Source organism: Aquimonas sp., assembly GCF_044377145.1.
In the GTDB taxonomy this organism is placed as follows: domain Bacteria; phylum Pseudomonadota; class Gammaproteobacteria; order Xanthomonadales; family Xanthomonadaceae; genus Aquimonas.
Map to the genome: position 1 here is coordinate 12,435 of NZ_JBILJQ010000035.1, position 19,306 is coordinate 31,740.

Annotated in this window: 16 protein-coding genes; 6 read left to right on the top strand and 10 right to left on the bottom strand. The window is 68.3% G+C overall.

Annotated features, from left to right (window positions below; all coding sequences use genetic code 11):
• Positions 1 to 37: 37 nt before the first annotated feature.
• The 4 genes from pdeM to ACIQ7H_RS11970 are packed head-to-tail and all read right to left on the bottom strand — an operon-like array spanning position 38 to position 5,868.
• Positions 38 to 736 (bottom strand): ligase-associated DNA damage response endonuclease PdeM, encoded by a 699-nt coding sequence (gene pdeM / locus ACIQ7H_RS11955; RefSeq protein ID WP_395791710.1) that lies wholly within the window; start codon positions 734 to 736, stop codon positions 38 to 40.
• Complete coding sequence (locus ACIQ7H_RS11960; protein ID WP_395791712.1) at positions 729 to 3,245, bottom strand: ligase-associated DNA damage response DEXH box helicase; 2,517 nt, start codon at positions 3,243 to 3,245, stop codon at positions 729 to 731. Before ACIQ7H_RS11960 ends, pdeM begins: the two co-directional genes overlap by 8 nt.
• Positions 3,242 to 4,864 (bottom strand): ATP-dependent DNA ligase, encoded by a 1,623-nt coding sequence (locus ACIQ7H_RS11965; RefSeq protein WP_395791714.1) that lies wholly within the window; start codon positions 4,862 to 4,864, stop codon positions 3,242 to 3,244. Before ACIQ7H_RS11965 ends, ACIQ7H_RS11960 begins: the two co-directional genes overlap by 4 nt.
• Positions 4,864 to 5,868: a ligase-associated DNA damage response exonuclease gene (locus ACIQ7H_RS11970; RefSeq protein ID WP_395791770.1), complete on the bottom strand. Its 1,005-nt coding sequence runs from the start codon at positions 5,866 to 5,868 to the stop codon at positions 4,864 to 4,866. Before ACIQ7H_RS11970 ends, ACIQ7H_RS11965 begins: the two co-directional genes overlap by 1 nt.
• Before the next feature lie 186 nt (positions 5,869 to 6,054).
• Here ACIQ7H_RS11970 and ACIQ7H_RS11975 point away from each other — a divergent pair, with 186 nt between their 5' ends.
• The 5 genes from ACIQ7H_RS11975 to ACIQ7H_RS11995 all read left to right on the top strand — a co-directional run bounded on the left by ACIQ7H_RS11975 (position 6,055) and on the right by ACIQ7H_RS11995 (position 12,844).
• Complete coding sequence (locus ACIQ7H_RS11975; RefSeq protein ID WP_395791716.1) at positions 6,055 to 8,430, top strand: hypothetical protein; 2,376 nt, start codon at positions 6,055 to 6,057, stop codon at positions 8,428 to 8,430.
• Positions 8,431 to 8,531: 101 nt separating this feature from the next.
• A complete protein-coding gene (gene accD / locus ACIQ7H_RS11980; RefSeq protein WP_395791718.1) occupies positions 8,532 to 9,443 on the top strand; it encodes an acetyl-CoA carboxylase, carboxyltransferase subunit beta in 912 nt (303 codons plus the stop codon).
• A complete protein-coding gene (gene glmM, locus ACIQ7H_RS11985; RefSeq protein WP_395791720.1) occupies positions 9,440 to 10,777 on the top strand; it encodes a phosphoglucosamine mutase in 1,338 nt (445 codons plus the stop codon). The genes accD and glmM overlap by 4 nt, the downstream gene beginning before the upstream one ends.
• Positions 10,778 to 10,995: 218 nt before the next feature.
• A complete protein-coding gene (locus tag ACIQ7H_RS11990) occupies positions 10,996 to 11,928 on the top strand; it encodes an isopenicillin N synthase family dioxygenase (protein WP_395791722.1) in 933 nt (310 codons plus the stop codon).
• 7 nt (positions 11,929 to 11,935) lie between these two features.
• Positions 11,936 to 12,844 (top strand): aldo/keto reductase family oxidoreductase, encoded by a 909-nt coding sequence (locus tag ACIQ7H_RS11995; protein ID WP_395791724.1) that lies wholly within the window; start codon positions 11,936 to 11,938, stop codon positions 12,842 to 12,844.
• Positions 12,845 to 12,869: 25 nt separating this feature from the next.
• Here ACIQ7H_RS11995 and phoU read toward each other — a convergent pair whose 3' ends face one another.
• The 6 genes from phoU to rsxA all read right to left on the bottom strand — a co-directional run bounded on the left by phoU (position 12,870) and on the right by rsxA (position 18,038).
• Positions 12,870 to 13,577: a phosphate signaling complex protein PhoU gene (gene phoU, locus ACIQ7H_RS12000; RefSeq protein ID WP_395791726.1), complete on the bottom strand. Its 708-nt coding sequence runs from the start codon at positions 13,575 to 13,577 to the stop codon at positions 12,870 to 12,872.
• A gap of 11 nt (positions 13,578 to 13,588) precedes the next feature.
• A complete protein-coding gene (gene pstB / locus ACIQ7H_RS12005) occupies positions 13,589 to 14,407 on the bottom strand; it encodes a phosphate ABC transporter ATP-binding protein PstB (RefSeq protein ID WP_395791728.1) in 819 nt (272 codons plus the stop codon).
• The gene (pstA, locus tag ACIQ7H_RS12010; protein ID WP_395791730.1) at positions 14,400 to 15,248 is read right to left on the bottom strand and encodes a phosphate ABC transporter permease PstA; all 849 of its coding nucleotides are present in this window, start codon (positions 15,246 to 15,248) and stop codon (positions 14,400 to 14,402) included. The genes pstB and pstA overlap by 8 nt, the downstream gene beginning before the upstream one ends.
• Positions 15,248 to 16,225, bottom strand: a complete 978-nt coding sequence (gene pstC, locus ACIQ7H_RS12015) for a phosphate ABC transporter permease subunit PstC (RefSeq protein ID WP_395791732.1) — start codon at positions 16,223 to 16,225, stop codon at positions 15,248 to 15,250. Before pstC ends, pstA begins: the two co-directional genes overlap by 1 nt.
• Before the next feature lie 45 nt (positions 16,226 to 16,270).
• Positions 16,271 to 17,368, bottom strand: a complete 1,098-nt coding sequence (gene pstS, locus ACIQ7H_RS12020) for a phosphate ABC transporter substrate-binding protein PstS (RefSeq protein WP_395791734.1) — start codon at positions 17,366 to 17,368, stop codon at positions 16,271 to 16,273.
• Between the two features lie 88 nt (positions 17,369 to 17,456).
• A complete protein-coding gene (gene rsxA / locus ACIQ7H_RS12025) occupies positions 17,457 to 18,038 on the bottom strand; it encodes an electron transport complex subunit RsxA (RefSeq protein ID WP_395791736.1) in 582 nt (193 codons plus the stop codon).
• Positions 18,039 to 18,169: 131 nt separating this feature from the next.
• Between rsxA and ACIQ7H_RS12030 the strand changes: the two genes are divergently transcribed.
• A complete protein-coding gene (locus ACIQ7H_RS12030; RefSeq protein ID WP_395791738.1) occupies positions 18,170 to 19,111 on the top strand; it encodes an alpha/beta fold hydrolase in 942 nt (313 codons plus the stop codon).
• Positions 19,112 to 19,306 lie beyond the last annotated feature (195 nt).

A 19,306-nucleotide genomic window follows, 5' to 3' on the forward strand; every position in this document is an offset into this window, starting at 1 on the left:
TGCCCCCATTGTTTTCCGAGGCGGTTGGGCGCGCGGCTCAGACGCTCGCGGTTCGTGCCGACCCGTGAACTTCCAGCAGCTCGGTCCCCGCGCAGGCCCACAGCATTTCGCCAGCGCTCGGCCGCACTGCCCAACCACCGCTGAAATCGCTGAAGGCCGGCAGCACCAGCTGATTGCCGCGCCGCCAGAACGCCGGCAGCCGCGGCGGCAGGCCGGGCTGGCGCAGCCTCAGCACCGGATGCACATGGCCGCACAGAGCGAAGCCGGGCTCGGTCAGCGCCGGCGGCTCGTGCAGCAGGCGTAGACCACCGCGCTGCGTAGCGGCTGGCAGCCGCTGCAGGCGACTGAAGCTGGACGCATCGCGCAGCTGGCGATCGTGATTACCCAGCACTGCGTCGAACTCGACCTGTGGATGCGCTTCGGCGAATTCGTTCCACAGCTGCCGCCAGTGCGCATCGGCCGGCAGCGGTCCGTGGATCAGGTCACCCAACACCAACAGGCGGCGTGCGCCGGTGATGCTCAGCAGCGCGGTCAGCCGGGCCAGATCCAGCGCGGTGCCGCCGCGCGGCAGGGCGATGCCGGCGCGGCGGAACACATCGCCCTTGCCGAGGTGCAGGTCGGCGATGCACAGGGTGTGCTCGGCAGGCCAGAACAGCGCGCGCTCGGGCAGCAGCTGCAGCTGCACGCCGCCTAACGTTATGCAGGTCGAATTCGCGAGCACGGCGGGCTCAGCCACGGCGGCGCTCCAGTGCGGCGGCGGCGCGCTCGACGCGGGTGCGCCAGTCCTCGCTGCTGAGCGCGCCTTTCTGACTTTCCGCCCACAGCGGAAACGACAGCGGCGTCAGCGACTTCGGCCGCAGCAGCTGCAGGCGTTCGACGCTGATCCGGTTCAGTAGGGCCTGCAGCTGCGGCAGCGCGAGCTCGCCGTCGAGCACTTCGCGCTCGGCCAGCTGCAGCAGCAAATGATCCGGGTCGAACTGCCGCAGCACATCGAAGATCAGGCTGCTGCTGGCCTGCAGCTGTCGCATCGAGCGCGCCGCCTTGCCGGGCTGGTTCGGCGGCAGCAGGCCGGCAATCCGGGCGATATCGCGGAAGCGGCGTTTGGCGAGCTCGGCCAGATTCAGTGAATCACGCGCATCGACTTCCAGACCATCGGGACTGAGCAGCCGGCGCAGCAGGGCTTCATCGATGTCAGCGCGCGGTGCGATACGTAGCAGCAGGCCGTAGTCGTTGGCAGCGAAGCTCACGCTGGCCGGCTGCAGGCGCGCGTAGCGGGCGGCCAGCAGCGCGGCCAGGCCTTCGTGCAGCAGCCGGCCGGCGAACGGATACAGCACCAGCAGCAGACCGCCGCGCTCGGCAATCACCTCGACGAGCAGCGCGTCCCGCGCCGGCAGCGCCGACAGCCGTCGCTGTGTGGCGAGCATCGGCGCGGCGGCCGACAGTTCAGCGGCATTCGAATCCTCGGGCGCGGCCAGCAGGCGCCGGACCTGCGCGCCGAGCAGGGTCGACAACGGCATCCGTCCGCCTATCCAGCGGGGCACAGAGCCGCTCTGTTTGCTCGCGGCGCGCACGTAGGCGGTCATGTCTTTCAGGCGCACAAGCTCCAGCAGGCGGCCGGCGAACAGGAACACATCGCCCGCATTCAGCCGACCGACAAAGCTCTCCTCGACTGCGCCCAGATCACCGCCGCTGACGAATTTGACCCGCATCGCGCCATCGCTGGTGATGGTGCCGATCGACAGCCGCTGCCGCAGCAGCTGGCGCGGGGACGTCAGCACGTAGCGCCCCTGCGGATCGCGCTCGACCCGGTTGAATTCGGGGTACTGGCTCAGCGCGCGGCCGCCGCGTTCGATGAAGTGGAGTACGGCGTCGAAGTCGCTGCGTTCGAGCTCGGAGAACGCCGCCGTTGTGGTCACCTCGACGAAGATCGGGTCAGCCGCGAAACCGCCTCCGGCGGCGAGCGTGACCAGGTGCTGGGCAAGCACATCCAGACAGCCGTGCAGCGGCGTGCGCGACTCCAGTTCGCCGGCGTTGATGGCAGCGCGTGCAGCGGCGAACTCGATCAGCTCCAGCGCATGGGTCGGCACGCACAGCAGGCGCGAGACCTCGCCGGGACGATGACCGGCGCGACCGGCGCGCTGCAGCAGGCGCGCGCTGCCCTTCGGGCTGCCGAGCTGGATCACCTGATCGACGGCTGGAAAGTCGACGCCAAGGTCGAGGCTTGAGGTCGCCACCACGCAGCGATAGCGCTGCGCGCGCAGGCCGTGTTCGACCTGCTCGCGCAGGCTGCGGTCGAGCGAGCCATGGTGCAGCCCCAGGGTGGCTGCGTCCTCGGGCCACACCGCGCCGAGCGCGCGATGCCACAGCTCGGCCTGGGCGCGGGTGTTGGTGAACAGCAGGTTCGAGCGCTCGCTCAGGATGTGCGGCAGCACCTGGGCCAGCTGCGAGAGGCCGAGATGACCGGCGTAGGGAAAGCGGCTGTGTTCGCGCGGCAGCACGCTGTCGATCTGCGGCGGCGCCTGGCCGATGGCGCCCGGGTCGACCCGCAGCAGGCGCGCATCGGCGCGCTGCGGACACAGGGTCTGCAGCGCATGCTCGGCATTGCCCAGCGTGGCCGACAGGCCCCAGCAGCGCAGCTGTGGGTTCAGTCCGCGCAGGCGCGCCAGACACAGCTCCAGCAGCACCCCGCGCTTGGCTCCGAGCAGCTCGTGCCATTCGTCGACCACGACTGCGGACAAGCCGGCCAGCACGTCGGCGGTGTCGGCATAGCTGAGCAGCAGGGCGAGGCTTTCCGGCGTGGTGATCAGCGCATCGCAGTCGCCGCGGCGGGCGCGGGCGCGGGCCGAGGTGGAGGAATCGCCGGTGCGTAACTCGATCCGCAGATCCAGACCAACGCCGCGCGCAGCCGACTCCAGGCCTTCGCGGGTGTCGGCGGCCAGCGCGCGCAGCGGGGTGATCCACAGCCAGCGCAGGCGCGGTTTCGGCAACGGATTTCGCAGCGCTTCAAGCAGCGCACCGGCCCAGACCGCCAGGGTTTTGCCGCTGCCGGTGGGCGCCAGCAGCAGGCCGGATTCACCGTCCTGCCAGTGCTGCCACAGCGCGCGCTGGAAGCCCTGCACCTGCCAGCCGCGCGCGGCGAACAGTGCGTTCAGGCGTGCATTGGCCTCGGTTGAATCGAGCGGCGTTGAGGCGATGTCGTGCGCGGCTTTCGGCTTGCGCGCGCGTGGTTTGACGACCGCACTCATGCGTCAGCGCCGGAACGATTCGAGGGTGCCGACAGCTGCGCCGCCAGCGCGCGCAGTTCGGCGAGCTGATCGGCCTCGCGCGCGAGCTTGTCTTCGCGCCAGCGCAGGATGCGTGGAAAGCGCAGAGCCACGCCAGACTTGTGGCGGCTGGACAGATTCACGCCTTCGAAGCCGAGCTCGAACACCAGCTCAGGTGTCACCGAGCGCACCGGCCCGAAGCGTTCCAGCGTGTTGGCGCGGATCCAGCGATCGAGCCGGGCGATCTCGGCATCGTCCAGGCCCGAGTAGGCCTTGGCCACCGGCAGCAGCTGGTCGCCGTCCCACAGCGCGAAGGTGTAGTCGGTGTAGAGGTTGGCGCGGCGGCCGTGGCCGGCCTGGGCATAGATCAGCACGGCATCGATCGACAGCGGATCGAGCTTCCATTTCCACCAGCTGCCCCGCTTGCGGCCGGACTGCCAAGGCGAACTGCGGCGCTTCAGCATCAGGCCTTCGACGCCACGTTCCCGCGCGCTGTGGCGTAGAGCTTCAGCGCTGGCCCAGTCGTTTGGCTGCAACGTCTCGGACAGGCCGAGCTGCGGCTGTGCGGCGGCGTCGATCAGTGCAGTCAAGCGCGCACGCCGCGCCTGCAGCGGCAGCGCGCGCAGGTCGTGGCCGGCGTCGAACAGGGCGTCGTAGGCGAGGAAACGCAGCGGGCATTCGGCCAGCATTTTGGGGCCGGGCCGCAGCCGGTTGATCCGCTTCTGCAGCTGCACGAAGGGCAGGGGGCCGTCGCGCCAGGCCAGGATCTCGCCGTCGAGCAGGCTGCCCACCGGCAGCGCCAGTGCGGCGGCTTCAAGCTCGGGGAAACGCCCATCCATGCGCTCTTCGCCGCGCGACCACAGCACCACGCCTTGGGCGCTGTGCAGCAGTTGGGCGCGGATGCCGTCCCATTTCCATTCCAGCTGCCAGTCGTCGATGTCGCCCAGCGAGTCCGGCGCTTCCTGCAGCGGCGACGCCAGTTGGAACGGCTGGATCGCGACCTCGGCGGCCAAGCCGTCGGGCGCTGCCAGCAGGCCGGCGACGAAATCTGCGCTGGGTGCCCAATCTCCCAGCAGACGCTGCGCGATCAGCGCCGGGGCCAGGCCTGAGAGATCGGCCAGCGCCTGTTGCACCAGGCCAGTGGACACGCCGATCCGCAGCGCGCCGGTCAGCAGTTTGTTCAGCACCAGTCGCTGTGACGCAGGCAGTTCAGTCCAGGCGCGCAACAGCCGGTGCTTGCGGGTGTCGGCGGCGGCACCGCGCAGCGGCAGCAGGACGTCCTCGACCCAGCTCGACAGCGCGCGCTCATCCGCCGGGCTGGCGGGCTCGGGCAGCAACAGGCTCAGGGTTTCCGCCAGATCACCGACATGCGCATAGCTTTCCTCGACCAGCCACGCGTCCAGCCCGCTGGCCTCGGCCCCCCAGGCGCGCAGTTCGCCGCTCTGGGCGATCCGGCCGAGCTTGCGTCCGAGTAGAAAGTGCAGCGCCCAGGCCGCGTCGGCGGGCGCTGCGCACTGCAGGTACGCCACCAGTGCGGCGCGCTTGCGAGTGGTCAGCGTGCTCGATTCGAGTGCGCGGTAGAGCTCGGCGAATGCGCGCATCAGTTCTCGCCGCCGAGTTCGGTCTTCAGTGCGGCGGCATCGATGCCGCGCTCGCGGAGAAAGCGCACCAGCACCTCGGTACTGCCGTGGGTGGCCAGCACCTTGCGCGCGCCGGTGGCGACGATGGTGTCGATCAGGCCCGGCCAGTCGGCGTGGTCGCTGACCACGAAGCCGCGATCAAAACCGCGCCGACGCCGATTGCCGCGCAGGCGCATCCAGCCGGAGGCGAAGCCGGTCGAGACGTTCTTGAACCGACCCATCCAGGGCGTGCCCAGCGCCGACGGCGGTGCCAGCACCAGCTCGCCGGCGAGTTCACGGCCCTTGGCCTGTTCGGACACCGTGGCCGTCGGCGGCAGGGCGATGCCGGCGGCGCGGTAGATCTCCACCGCCGGCGCCATCGCGCCGTGCAGCAGCACCTGGCGATCGCTCAATCGTCCGAGTTCGGCCAGCACCCGCTGCGCCTTGCCGAGCGCGTAGCAGCCCAGCACGGCGGTTTCGCCGCGGGCGGCGCAGGCGTCCCACCATCCGAGGATTTCTGCAGCCACAGTCGCGGTCGGTGCCCAGCGGTAGACGGGCAGGGCAAAGGTGGCCTCGGTGATGAACACATCGCAGGCAATCACCTCGAAGCCGGCGCAGGTCGGATCGGGATCGCGCTTGTAGTCGCCGGACACCACCCACACCACGCCGTCGACTTCGATCCGCACCTGCGCCGAACCCAGCACATGGCCGGCCGGATGCAGGCTCACCGTCGCAGCGCCGAGCTCAAAGCGCTCGCCGTAGGCCAGTCCCTGCAGATTGGAGTCCGCACCCAGCCGCCAGCGCAGCAGGGCCAGGCTATCGGCGTGGGCGAAATACAGCGCGCTGCCGCTGCGGGCGTGATCGCTGTGGGCATGGGTGATCACTGCCCGTGGCACTGGGCGCCAAGGGTCGATATGGAAGTCGCCGGCTGGGCAGTACAGGCCGGCCGGGCTGAGCTGGATCAGGGGCGGGTTCACGGCCGTGATGCTGGCGCAGCGGCTGTGTAGCTGCCGGCAAGCCTGGCCCAGGCGGGCGAAAGGCCAGGCCTTGGGAATGGAGTGACCTTCTGCGGCGCAGGTTTGGCGTCTTTGACATCTGGCGTGTGCGTGCGATCACATTCCCGCCGCCTGCGCGGATAAACTCCCGGCACCTTCGCTCTGACCCCCAACTGCATGCCCGCACTGCTGGAAACACTCTTGGCGGTGCTGCTGTGTGTGTGTGTGGCCTTTCTGCCGCCCTGGCTGGTGGCCCTCATCTGGCTGGGCGCCCTGTCTGCGTTTGGCGCCAGCTTCGCGTTCGAGCGCCGCGGCCAGGGGCGCGCGCCGCACTTTCTGCGTGCCCTGTCGGGCCTGATGCCGGTCTCGCTGGCGGTGAGTCTGGCGGTGTGGGTGTGGCCGCTGCACGGGCCGTGGCTGGCCCTGCCGATGGCGTTCTCGTCGCTGATTCTCGGCGTCCTGCTGCACGGCCGGGTGTTCGCGTGGATGCTCCGGCCCGCGCGCGATCTTGGCGCGCGCTATCCGTTCACCAACGAACACGCGCTGTCGGGCGCAGGCGGACATGTGTGGTCGCGTCTGCCCGGCAGCGGCCTGCGCTTCCGGATGGTGCCCGGCATCAAGCCGCGCTCCTCGCAGCCACAGGGCTGCACCTGGGTGTTCGAGGATGGCCATGTGCTTGAGGGCCGCGACCGCAGCCTGCACGTCTCGCGCGATGGCCGCTGGCTGGTGGTGCGTGCGCTGCGCGGCGGCGGCGTGCTGGCACTGGATCGGCAGCATGCGCGCCGCTACGTCTGGGACGAGGGCGCCGAGCTGTGGTCGGCGATCGAGGCCAATGAGCGCTGGCCGCGGGCGATCGAAAGCTACCGCGCAAAGGCCGATCTCGATCTGCAGCTGATGCTGCGTTTCGGGCTGTGGATTACCGAGGCCGAATGGCTGCAGGCCGCGCCAGAGCGGCTCGATGTGCCGGATCCTTCCGGCCGTCCTCGGCTGCAGTTCATGGCCCGGCGCGAGCCGCAGCAGATCGCCGAGGCGCTGCAGCCGCTGCGGTACGCGCTGCAGCCGGCGTATGCCGTGTTGTTCGACGGCGTGGCGCTGCCGTTCGCGGTGCTGTCGCCGGAATCCGCGGTGTGGCGTGCCGACGGCCGCGCCCTGCTGCTGGCACCCGACGATGCGTTGGGCCTGTGGCTGCATGAGGACGGCCGCACTCCGCGACGGTTCTCGCTGCGCTGGGATGTCGACCACGGCCACCCTGCACTCAGCCTCGGCCGGGTCCGCGTGCTGGAGTCCGAGCGCTTCGGCGTCGAGCTGCGCCAAGGGCGGGTCAGCGCTGGCTATCCGCAGCAGTGGGATGCAGCCAGCGCCGAAGCCGGCTACGGTTTCGCGCAGGGACAGCCCTGGGCGATCGCGCAGCCCGATGGCGCCGCACGCTACACCGAGCGCGATCTGCCCGGGCAGGCCCTGTTGTGGCTGCGGCTGGGCGATCCTGAAGACCTCGATCAGGGTGCAGAAGTCGAAAGCCTCGGCCCGGGCGGCCGGGTGGTCCTGTTCCAGCGCCAGGCCGACCGCTGCTGGCGCGCTCGCCTGGATGGCGAAACCCTGCCGGTCAGCCCGCTGTCGCTGGCGCATCTGTGGTCGGACGATGGCCGACACCTGATTGTTCAGCCGGCGTCTCTCGACACCGCGGTGCCGGAAACCTGCATGGTGGTCGATACGCGCAGCCGTGCGATTCTGCCGTGCCCTGCGCAAGGTTTCGACCTGCGCCCGGTGGCGATGTGCGACGGCGTGCTGCAGGTGCGGCGCGCGCTCGGTCGGGTGCCGGCCGCGGCGCCGACTGCCGAGCTGCAGCGGCTGCCGCCCATCGCCGCACAGGGCCGCAGCTTTCTGCTGCTGAGCCCCAACAGCTGGCTGCGCTTCGCCTGTGATCGCTACGCCCTCAACGAGGATGGCAGCGCCCTGGTCGGGCCGCTGTCGCGGGCAGTGCGGGTGCGTGTGCCGCCCTCACCGCTGGCCTGTTTCGATTTGATCTACGCCTCGCCCAGCGGCGGCTGGGCGCATCTGCACGGCGCCCGCGGTCGCTACGATGACCCCGGTCCGCGCCCGCAGGATGCACGCTTCGGCGCCTACGTCTGCACCCACAGCGGCCTGGCCTGTGCTGGCATGAGCCCATCAATGATCTGGTCTGCCGATGGCCGCTGGCTGCTGCTGGTGCATGCGCCCGATCCCGCTTCGCCGAGCTGGACGCCATGGCTGCTGGACCTGGAGAACGAACGTCTGCTGCGCCCGCATCCCGATGAGCCGGGACAGGGCACCCTGCCGGGCATGCCCTTCTTCCTCAACTTCCATGGCGGCGTGGTGCGCTACGAATCGGTCGAGCAACCCTGGTGGAGCCAAGGTGTGACGCGGCGCAGCGGCGTGCTGCCGCTGGAGTCGATGCTGGCGCGCTTCCAGTCGGTGGATCTGGTGGTCGCGGGAGGCATCAAGGTGGCGCCCGATCAGGTGCGCGGTCACGACTGGCGCAACGTGGCTCAGCGCGCCACGCGCGCGCTGGCGTGAGCACAGCCGTCGTGCGAAAGCAGTCGCCACCGGCCTGAGCCACAGCCTGCGCGCCTGCTAAACTCGCCGGTCTTTCATTCAGGCAGGCGGGTCCATCGCCCATGAGCTGGCTGTCCAAACTGATGCCCTCGCGTATTCGCACCGAGGGCGGCAACAAGCGCGGTGTGCCCGAGGGGCTATGGAGCAAGTGCGACAGCTGCGGCGCGGTGCTGTACCGCCCGGAGATGGAGCGCAATCTCGAGGTCTGCCCCAAATGCGGCCACCACCATGCGATCGGCGCGCGGCAGCGGCTGTCGCTGTTTCTCGACGCCGCCAGCGGCATCGAGATCGCCGCCGCTCTTGAGCCGACCGACGCGCTGCGCTTCCGCGATCAGAAGAAGTACAAGGACCGCATCGTCGCCGCGCAGAAGCAGACCGGCGAGCGTGACGCCCTGGTCGCCATGCACGGCCGTCTGAAGGGCCAGCCGCTCACCGCCTGCGCGTTCGAGTTCCGCTACATGGGTGGCTCGATGGGCTCGGTGGTCGGTGAGAAATTCGCCCGTGCCGCCGAATACGCTTTGGCCGAACGCATGCCCTTCGTGTGCTTTGCCGCTACCGGCGGCGCACGCATGCAGGAAGGCCTGTTCTCGCTGATGCAGATGGCCAAGACCTCGGCCGCACTCGGCCGTCTGCGCGCCGCCGGCCTGCCCTACATCTCGGTGCTGACCCACCCGACCACCGGCGGCGTGTCCGCCAGCCTGGGCATGCTGGGCGATTTGAACGTCGCCGAGCCACATGCCCTGATCGGCTTCGCCGGCCCGCGGGTGATCGAACAGACCGTGCGCGAAACCCTGCCGCAGGGTTTTCAGCGCTCGGAGTTTCTGCTCAGCCATGGCGCGATCGATCTGATCGTCGACCGCCGCGAAATGCGCGAGCGGCTTGGCGCGATCCTGGCGATGCTGATGCGCGCGCCGAAGCCGACCCCGGACCCCGTCGAGGGCGCCGTGGCCGAACCCGCGGCACCGGGCGCATGAGCGGCAAGCGCTGGTTCGGCACCGACGGCATTCGCGGCCGGGTCGGCGAAGGCCCGATCTCGGCCGACTTCGTGCTGAAGCTCGGCTGGGCCGCAGGCCGCGTGCTGGCCCGCAAGGGCCACGCAACCGTGGTGATCGGCAAGGACACCCGCATCAGCGGCTACATGTTCGAGTCAGCGCTGGAGGCCGGGCTGGTCGCGGCCGGCGCCAACGTCAAACTGCTGGGGCCGATGCCGACCCCGGGCGTGGCCTACTTCACCCGCTCGCTGCGGGCCGATGCCGGCATCGTCATCAGCGCCTCGCACAACCCGCACTACGACAACGGCATCAAGTTCTTCTCGGCCGACGGCGAGAAGCTCTCGGATGCCACTGAACTCGCAATCGAGGCCGAGATCGAGCGAGCGTTCAGCACGGTCAGCTCGGAAGAACTCGGCAAGGCGGTGCGCATCAACGACGCCGCGGCCCGCTACACGGAATTCTGCAAGACCACGGTCGACGATGACTTCGACTTGCGTGGCATGAAGATCGCGCTCGACTGCGCGCACGGCGCCAACTACCACATCGGCCCCGAGCTGTTCCGCGAGCTGGGTGCGCAGGTCAGCGCGATCGGGGTCAGCCCGGACGGCCTCAACATCAATCGTGACTGCGGCTCGACCCATTTGAAGGGCCTGCAGCATCTGGTAGTCGACAGCGGCGCCGATCTTGGCATCGCTTTCGACGGCGACGGCGATCGCGTGCTGTTTGTCGATGCCAAGGGCGACATCGTCGACGGCGATGGCCTGCTCTACATCCTCGCCTGCGACCGCCTGTCCGAGGGCCGGCCGCCGGGCACGGTGGTCGGCACCTTGATGAGCAACTACGGCCTGCAGCGCGCGTTCGAGCAGCGCGGCATCGACTTCCTGCGTGCCAAGGTGGGCGACCGCTACGTACTTGAACAGCTGAAGGCCCATCGCGGCGTGCTCGGCGGCGAAGCCAGTGGGCATATCCTGGTGCTCGACTGCGCCAGCACTGGCGATGGCATCGTCAGCGCACTGCAGGTGCTGCAGGCGGTCAAGCGTTCGGGCAAATCGCTCGCTGCACTGCTGGAGGGGCTCGATTGGGTTCCACAGCAGACGCTGAATCTGCGCATCACCCCGGGCGCCAAGCCGCTGGAGTCGGCAGGGGTCAAGGCGGCGGCCGCGGCGGCCGAAGCTGCACTGCAGGGCAAGGGACGGTTGGTGCTGCGCGCCTCTGGCACCGAGCCCCTGATCCGCATCACCGTGGAAGCCGACGACGAGGCCCTGCTGGCGGATACCCAGCAGCGGTTGAAGGCGGCGGTTGAGGCGGCGCTTTAGCGGCGCTTTGGCGCCGCGGGATTCGGGATTCGGGATTCGTTGTTGAGCCCGGAGATGTCGTGGAGGTTCGACGGCCCTGGCTTCGCTCACCGCTTTGCACCCGAATCCGCAGCGACAGCGCACCCATCAAGTCCATCTCAGTCCCGCAAAGTTCAATCCCGAATCCCGAATCCCGGCCCCTATACACACCGCCACAGCCCTCAACGAAGGCGAACAAAATGTCCATCCCCACCCTCGACATCACCCGCTTCGACACCGACCGCGCCGCCTTTGTCGCCGATCTCGGCGCGGCCTATCGCGAGTGGGGCTTCTGCGGTATCCGCGGCCACGGCATCGCGCAGGCGCAGATCGACCGCGCCTATGACGTGTTCCAGCGCTTCTTCGCCCTGCCTGAAGAGGTCAAGAAGCAGTACCACGTGCCCGGCAGCGGTGGTGCACGCGGTTACACGCCGTTCGGCATTGAAACCGCCAAGGGCGCCAAGCACTTCGATCTCAAGGAGTTCTGGCACGTCGGCCGAGAGATCGCGCGTGATTCGAAGTACGCCGACGTGATGCCGGCCAACCTGTGGCCGAGCGAGATCGCCGAGTTCCGCGAAGTCGCCTACGGCCTCTACACCACGCTCGACCAGCTCGGTTCGCGCGTGCTGTCGGCGCTGGCCCTGCACATCGACCTGCCGGCCGACTGGTTCGCTGACAAAACGAATTCTGGCAACTCGATCCTGCGCCCGATCCACTACCCGCCAATCACCGCCGACGACATCCCCAATGTGCGTGCCGGCGCGCATGAGGACATCAACCTGATCACCCTGCTGGTGGGTGCATCGGCGGCCGGCCTGGAGGTGCTCTCGCGCAAGGGCGAGTGGGTGGCATTCACGGCGGACGCCGACACCATCGTGGTCAACATCGGCGACATGCTGCAGCGCCTGACCAACCACGTGTACCCGTCGACCACCCACCGGGTGGTCAACCCGCCGGGTGAGGCCGCGCGCAAGCCGCGTTACTCGACGCCGTTCTTCCTGCACCCGAACCCGGATTTCATGATCGCGACCCTGCCGCAGTGCATCAGCGCGGAGAATCCGAATCGCTACCCGCAGCCGATCAGCTCGCATGAGTACCTGATGGAACGACTGCGCGAGATCAAGCTGGTTTGAGCGCACGATGAACACCCACAGCAGCCGCGCTTTGGCACGCCCCCGCTTCCACGGACTCAGCCCCGTGGTCGCCGGCTGCTGGCGCATGGCCGAATGGGGGCTGGATGTCGATGCCCGCATCGCCTGGATCGAGGCCTGCATCGAGCACGGCGTGAGCAGCTTCGACCACGCTGACATCTACGGCGGCTACGCGGTCGAGACCCTGTTCGGCGAAGCGCTGGCGCGCGCGCCGGGCTTGCGTGCGCGGATCCAGCTGGCCAGCAAGTGCGGTATCCGGCTGGTCTCATCGGCGCGACCGGCGCACCGGATCAAGAGCTACGACACCTCGGCCGCGCACATCGTCGCCAGCGTCGATCGTAGCCTGCACGCATTGCGTACCGATCACCTCGATCTGCTGCTGATCCACCGCCCCGACCCGCTGATGGACGTGGCCGAGATCGCGCATGTGTTCGAGCGTCTGCAGCGCGCCGGCAAGGTGCTGCGGTTTGGCATGTCCAATTTCAGCCCGGGTCAGTTCGAGCTGCTGGACAGCGCGGTTGAACTGGTGACCCAGCAGATCGAACTGAGTCCGCTCAGCCGCGAGGTGCTGCACGACGGCACGCTCGACCAGTGCCAGCGCCTAGGCGTGCAGCCGATGATCTGGAGCCCGCTGGCCGGCGGCCGGCTGCTGACCGGCGACAGCGCCGAGGCCCTGCGGGTGCGCGCTGAGCTTGAACGCATCGCCGGCGAGCTGCACTCCGACATCGCCACCGTCGCCTACGCCTGGGTGTGCCGGCATCCGACCCGGCCGATTCCAATTACCGGGACGCGCCGTATCGAGGGCATCGCCCAGGCCGTTGCCGCCACCCAGCTGCGGCTGTCGTCCGAAGACTGGCATGCGCTGTGGAGCGCCGGTGCGGGCAGGCCGGTGGCCTAGCAACCTGCGCGCACGCGGCGCGCGCTCAGCCACCCAGGCTGCTGGTGGTATCCCGCTTGTCGCGGGCTTCGAGTGCGGCCTCGCCCTGCTCGATGAACCACACGTTCTCCGCGATCGCGGTGATGTGGTCGCCGATGCGTTCAATGTTCTTGGCCATGAACAGCAGGTGCGCGCCAGCGGTGAGGCTGGCGGGGTTCGCCGCCATGTGCGCGAGCACCGATTCGAACAGCGTGGTGAACTGCGCATCGAGTTCGGCATCGCGTTGGCGCACCTGCAAGGCCAGCGCAGTGTCGCGCTGCACGTAAGCACCCATGGCGTCGCGCAGCAGTTCGATCGCCAGCGCCGCCAGAGCCGGCAGGCCCTGCGCCGCCGGAATGTCGGCCGCAGCCGTCAGCGCGCGGGTGCGTTTGGCGATGTTGGCCGCGTAGTCGCCGATACGTTCGATCACGCTGGCGATACGCAGCGCCGCCAGCACTTCGCGCAGGTCCTGCGCCACCGGCTGCCGCAGCGCCAGCAAGCGCAGCACGTCGTGGCTGATGTCGGTTTCGAGCTGGTCGATGGCGCGGTCAGCGGCCACCACCGTCGAGGCGGCCTCAAGATCGCGTGCTGCCAGTGCGGCGGCTGCCGCAGCGATCTGCGCGCAGGCGAGCTCGCCCATCCGTTGCAGTTCGTCGCCCAGGCGTTTCAGCTCGGTGTCAAAGCTGCGGACGGTGTGCGGGTCATTGATGCTCATGGTCGCGCTCCTCAGCCGAAGCGGCCGGTGATGTAACCCTCGGTCTGCGGGTTCGAGGGATTGGTGAACAGCTGCTCGGTGTCGCCGTGCTCGACCAGCTGGCCCATGTACATGAAGGCGGTTCGGTCCGAGCAGCGGCCGGCCTGCTGCATGTTGTGGGTGACGATGACGATGGTGAAATCCCGCTTGAGTTCGGCGATCAGCTGTTCGATCTTGCCGGTGGCGATCGGGTCCAGCGCCGAGGTCGGCTCGTCCAGCAGGATCACTTCGGGCTTCAGTGCGACGGCGCGCGCGATGCACAGCCGCTGCTGCTGGCCGCCCGAGAGACCCAGCGCACTCTGGTCGAGTTTGTCCTTCACCTCGTCCCACAGAGCCGCCTGGCGTAGCGCCGATTCGACCCGTGCTTCGGTCCCATCGCGTGACAGGCGCTCGTGGTGCTGGATGCCCCAGGCGACGTTCTGGCGGATCGACATCGGAAACGGCACGGGTTTCTGGAACACCATGCCGACCTTGCTGCGGAGGCGGTTCAGCGAGTACTTCGGATCGAGGATATTGCTCTGGTCCAGCAGCACTTCGCCGGTGGCCTGCAGGCCCGGATAGATCGAGTAGATCCGATTCATGCAGCGTAGCAGGGTCGATTTGCCGCAGCCGGACGGTCCAATAAGCGCGGTCACCTTTTTCTCGGGGATCGGCAGGTGGATATCCTTGAGCGCCTGGGAGCCGCTGTAATAGAAGTTCAGCCCGCGAACTTCCATCTTGCTGGCGCTGCCGGCCGGCGGCGTCGAGGTGGCAGCGGCAGGTGCCGCGGCGGGATTGGCAAGCTCAGTCATTGCGCACCGTATTGCGAAGCAGGATGGCCCGCGCCAGCAGGCTCAGGACCAGCACGAAGAGAGTGATGACCAGCGCGCCCGACCAGGCCAGCGCCTGCCAGGCGGGGAACGGGCTCATCGCGAACTGGAACACTACCACCGGCACATTCGCCATCGCGCTGGTGAGGTCGGTGCTCCAGTACTGGTTGGAGAAAGCGGTGAACAGCAGCGGTGCCGTCTCACCCGAGATTCGCGCCAGCGCCAGCAGCACGCCGGTGACGATGCCTGGCAGCGCGGCGCGGTAGAGCACGTGCACGGTGACCTTCCACTGCGGGATGCCAAGGCTCAGCGCAGCCTCGCGCATCTGTGCCGGCACCAGCCGCAGCATTTCATCGGTTGTGCGTACGACCACAGGAAGGACGATGAAGGCCAGGGCGATCGCGCCGGCAATCGCCGAGAAGCGCGTACTGCGCACCAGCAGGGCATAGACGAACAGGCCGATCACGATCGACGGCGCCGACAGCAGGATGTCGTTGACGAACCGGATCACTTCGCCGAGCAGGCGCTTGTTGGCGTACTCGGCCAGAAAGGTGCCGGCGGCGATGCCGATCGGTGCGCCCAGTGCCACCGCCAGCAGGCTCATCACCACGCTGCCGAACAGCGCATTGGCCATGCCGCCGGCCTGGCCGGGTGGGGGAGTCATCTCGGTGAACAGGGCGAGATCGAGGGCATCGATGCCGCGACCGAGCGTGGTCCAAAGGATCCACACCAGCCAGAACAACCCGAACACGGTTGCGCCGGTCGCGAAGCTCATCGCCAGCGCGTTGCGGATGCTGCGCCGAATATAGATGGAGTTGCTCATCAGTTGCCCTCCCGACGCTTGAGACCGAGCAGCATCAGTTTCGCCAGACTGAGCACGATGAAGGTGATCACGAACAGCAGGAAGCCCAGGGTCAGCAGTGAACTCATGTGCAGCGGATCGCTGGCCTCGGCGAACTCATTGGCGATCGTCGCGGTGATCGAGTTGGCGGGTTCAAGCAGTGAGGCCGAGATTCGATGCGCGTTACCCAGCACGAAGGTCACCGCCATGGTCTCGCCAAGGGCGCGGCCCAAGCCGAGGAAGATGCCGCCGACGACGGCCGATCGGGTATAGGGCAGGACAATGTCCCAGGCCACTTCCCAGGTGGTTGAGCCGAGCGCGTAGGCCGATTCCTTCAGGCGCGCCGGCACGGTCAGAAACACCTCGCGCATCACCGAGCTGACAAAGGGAATGATCATGATCGCCAACACGATGCCGGCGGTCAGCATGCCCAAGCCCAGCGGCGGGCCAGAGAACAGCGCGCCGATGACCGGCACATCGCCCAGATGCGTGTCCAGCCACGGGTTGACGTATTGGCCCATCACCGGCACGAACACGAACAGGCCCCACATGCCGTAGATGATCGACGGGATGCCCGCCAGCAGTTCAATCGCCGAACTGACCGGCCCGCGCAGCCAGCCGGGTGCGACCTCGGTCAGGAACAGCGCGATGCCGAAGCTCACCGGCACGGCGATCACGATCGCGATCAGCGAGGTCACCAGGGTGCCGTAGATCGCCACCAGCGCGCCGAACTTGCGTTCGACCGGGTTCCATTCGGTGGAGACGAAGAAGCCCGGCCCGAACTCGGCCAGCGCATCGACGCCGCCCCAGAGCATCGACAACGCGATGCCTGCCAAGGTCAGCAGGACGAAGAATCCGGCGGCCGCTACGGTGTACTTGAACAGCCGGTCGGCGCGAGCATCACGGCTCGAACGATCGTCCGCCGGTGCCGCGGTGGGAGAAGCAGATTCAACATGCATGGGCAGGCTCGTGCGGATCAGGGGGCTGTGCCGCGGACGCAGCGATCAGCCGCCCGCCGGGAATGCGAGCTGCGCTGCCCAGTAGGCCTTGACCTGCTGCACCAGCGGTTCCGGCAGGGCGACGTAATCGAGTTCGGCCGCCATCGGCTGGCCGCTCTGCAGCGCCCACTGGAAGAACTCCAGCGCGGCCTTCTGGCGTGCGGTGTCCTTCACCACTTTCGGCATCAGCACGAACACCGAGGCGGCGATCGGATAGGCCTGCTCGCCCGGCGGCTGGGTGATCACCAGATTGAAATCCTGCGCGGTCGTCCAGTCGGCGCTTTCCGCCGCGGCCTGGAAGCTGACGGCAGAAGGCACCACGAAATTGCCGGCAGCGTTCTGCACCGCGCCGTACACCCCGCCGGTCTGCAGCGCATAGCTCAGTTCGACGTAGCCGATCGAGTTGGGCAGTTGTTGCACAAATGCGGCCACCCCCTCGTTGCCGCGGCCGCCCACGCCCTTGGGCCAGGACAGTGAGGTGCCTTCGCCGACCTTGGCCGCCCAGTCCGGGCTGACCTTGGTCAGATAGTTGCTGAAGTTGAACGTAGTGCCCGAACCGTCGGAGCGATGCACCACCTGGATCTCGGCGTCAGGCAAGGCGACGCCTTCATTGATGGCGGCGATCTTGGGATCGTTCCAACGCACCACCTTGCCCAGGTAGATATCCGCCAGCAGCGGGCCGGTGAAACGGATCTGACCGGGCTGGACGCCTTCCAGATTCACCACCGGCACCACTCCACCGATCACCAGCGGGAACTGCACCAGGCCGGATTCAGCGAGTTCGGCCGGCGACAGCGGCTTGTCGCTGGCGCCGAAGTCAACCGTGCCGGCCTTGACCTGGGCGATGCCGCCGCCGGAGCCGATGGACTGGTAGTTGACCTGCGCCCCGGTCAGGCGGTTGTGCTCAGCCGACCAGCGCGACAGCACCGGAAACACAAACGTCGAGCCGGCGCCGGTCAGCTGCTGCGCCTGTGCCTGCGTGCCCTCTGCTGGCGCCGCGGCGGTTCCGGCCGGGGGCGTGGTCGACGGCGACTCGGAGTTGCAGGCGCTCAGGCCGAGTGTGATCAGTGCGCTCAGGGCCAGCAGGCGAAGGCTCGAATTCATGAAGGTGTCTCTGCGGAGGATCTTCAAAGTCTGAGTACCTTTTATGACGGATGGGTGACAGCGATGGGTCGGGCGGGCGGCAATAAGATCAGTTTGCATCGATGCCGGCAAATCCCATGAACGCGAGCGCCATCAGCCCGGCAGTAATCAGGCCGATCGGGCTGCCGCGGAAGCTGGCCGGCACGTCTGCACTGGCCAGGCGAACGCGCATCGCTGCAAACAGCAGCAGCACCAGCGCAAATCCGATCGCCGCGCCGAACCCATAGAGCAGGGCTTCCATCAGGCTGTGGCGGGCCTGCACGTTCAGCAGGGCGACGCCGAGCACGGCGCAGTTGGTGGTGATCAGCGGCAGGTACAGGCCCAGCACCCGGTACAGCAGCGGCGCACGCGCGCGCATCAGCAGCTCGGTGAACTGCACCACGGCCGCAATCACCAGGATGAAGCCCAGCGTGCGCAGATGGTCGAGCCCCAGCGGCGTCAGCAGCCAGGTCTGCAGCGACCACGACAGCCCGGCCGACAGGGTCAGCACGAAGGCGGTCGCCAGCGACAGGCCCCAGGCTGCGTCGAGCCTCGTCGACACGCCCATGAACGGGCACAGGCCCAGAAACTTCGCCAGCACGAAGTTGTTGACGAAGGCGGCGCCAAACAGCAGCAGGGCGAGGTCGGACATGGTGGCGATTCTATCCGCTGCCTGTGCGCCACGGATGCGCTTCCAGTCTGGTGCAGGCGTTGGCCGGGTCGCACTGGTCGCGGCGCAGGCAGGCTGGCATGCTCGCGCGTCCATTCACTGGCGGAACATCCATGCGCTGGCTCAAACAGATCGGCTACGTCCTGTGCGGACTGGTGGTGGTGGCGTGCATCGCTCCGTACCTGGTGCCGATGCCGGCGCGCGAGCCCGTGCCGAAGAAGTCGCCCTTCGTCAACGGCCGTCACGCCGATGTCTGCGGCCTGCGCTGGCACGTGCAGCGCTGGTCGCCCGGGCAGGCTCCGGCGCGCGCGCGGGTGCTGCTGATTCACGGCTTCGCCGGTTCGACGTTCTCGTGGCGATTGACCGGCCCGGCCCTGGCTGAAGCCGGCTACGAAGTATTGGCGGTGGACCTTCCGCCCTACGGCTACAGCGACCGCACCAGCCCGGATCGGCCGATTGCGCACTGCGTGGCGACCATTGTTGCCGACGAAGCCGGCGCGCTGCCGGTGGTTGCCGTTGGCCATTCGATGGGCGCCAGCGTGGCGGCGCAGGTCAGCCTCGCACTTGGCGACAGCGCAGCCGCGCTGGTGCTGGTCGATGGCGGGCTCGGCGGTCGCTACCGCAAGCCCGGGCTGCTCACGCATCTGCTGGCGATACCGCCGCTGGGCCGCTGGGCTGAAGTTGCCGCGCACTACCACATGCTGCAACCCGAGCGCTTCGCGGCGACCCTGGCCGGCGCCTACGGGCGCGCGCCGACCGAGGCCGAGGTTGATGGCTATCGCACGCCGCTGCTGCTGGCGGGCACCGCGCCGCGGATCCTGCGCCGCGCCCCGAGCGAGCCCGCGATCGATCTCGCCGCCCTGCCAGAACAGGTGCTGATCGTCTGGGGCCGGCAGGACCGCTGGATCCCTGCGGAGATGGCGACGCGCACCCAGCAGCAACTGCCGCGCGCGCAGCTGCACTGGATCGACGCGGCCGGACACAACCCGATGGAGACCCACCCGCAGGAGTTCATGCAGGCACTGCTCGGCTTCATCGAGCCCGCCTTGAACTGACTGCGGAGTTCGCGCCGACAGGCTGCGAGTGCGGTGTTTCGCCCTTGATCGAACGTCGCTGCGGCGTCTTTGCGCGGCTGGCGGAGTTGTTCGGCCGCTTCGCGGCTGCGCCTTCGCTTCGCTCGGTCCCCCTCGCGATCGCGCTGCTATGACTCGTCGTCGCGCCTTGCCAGCCACGCAAAGCCACTCGTATCG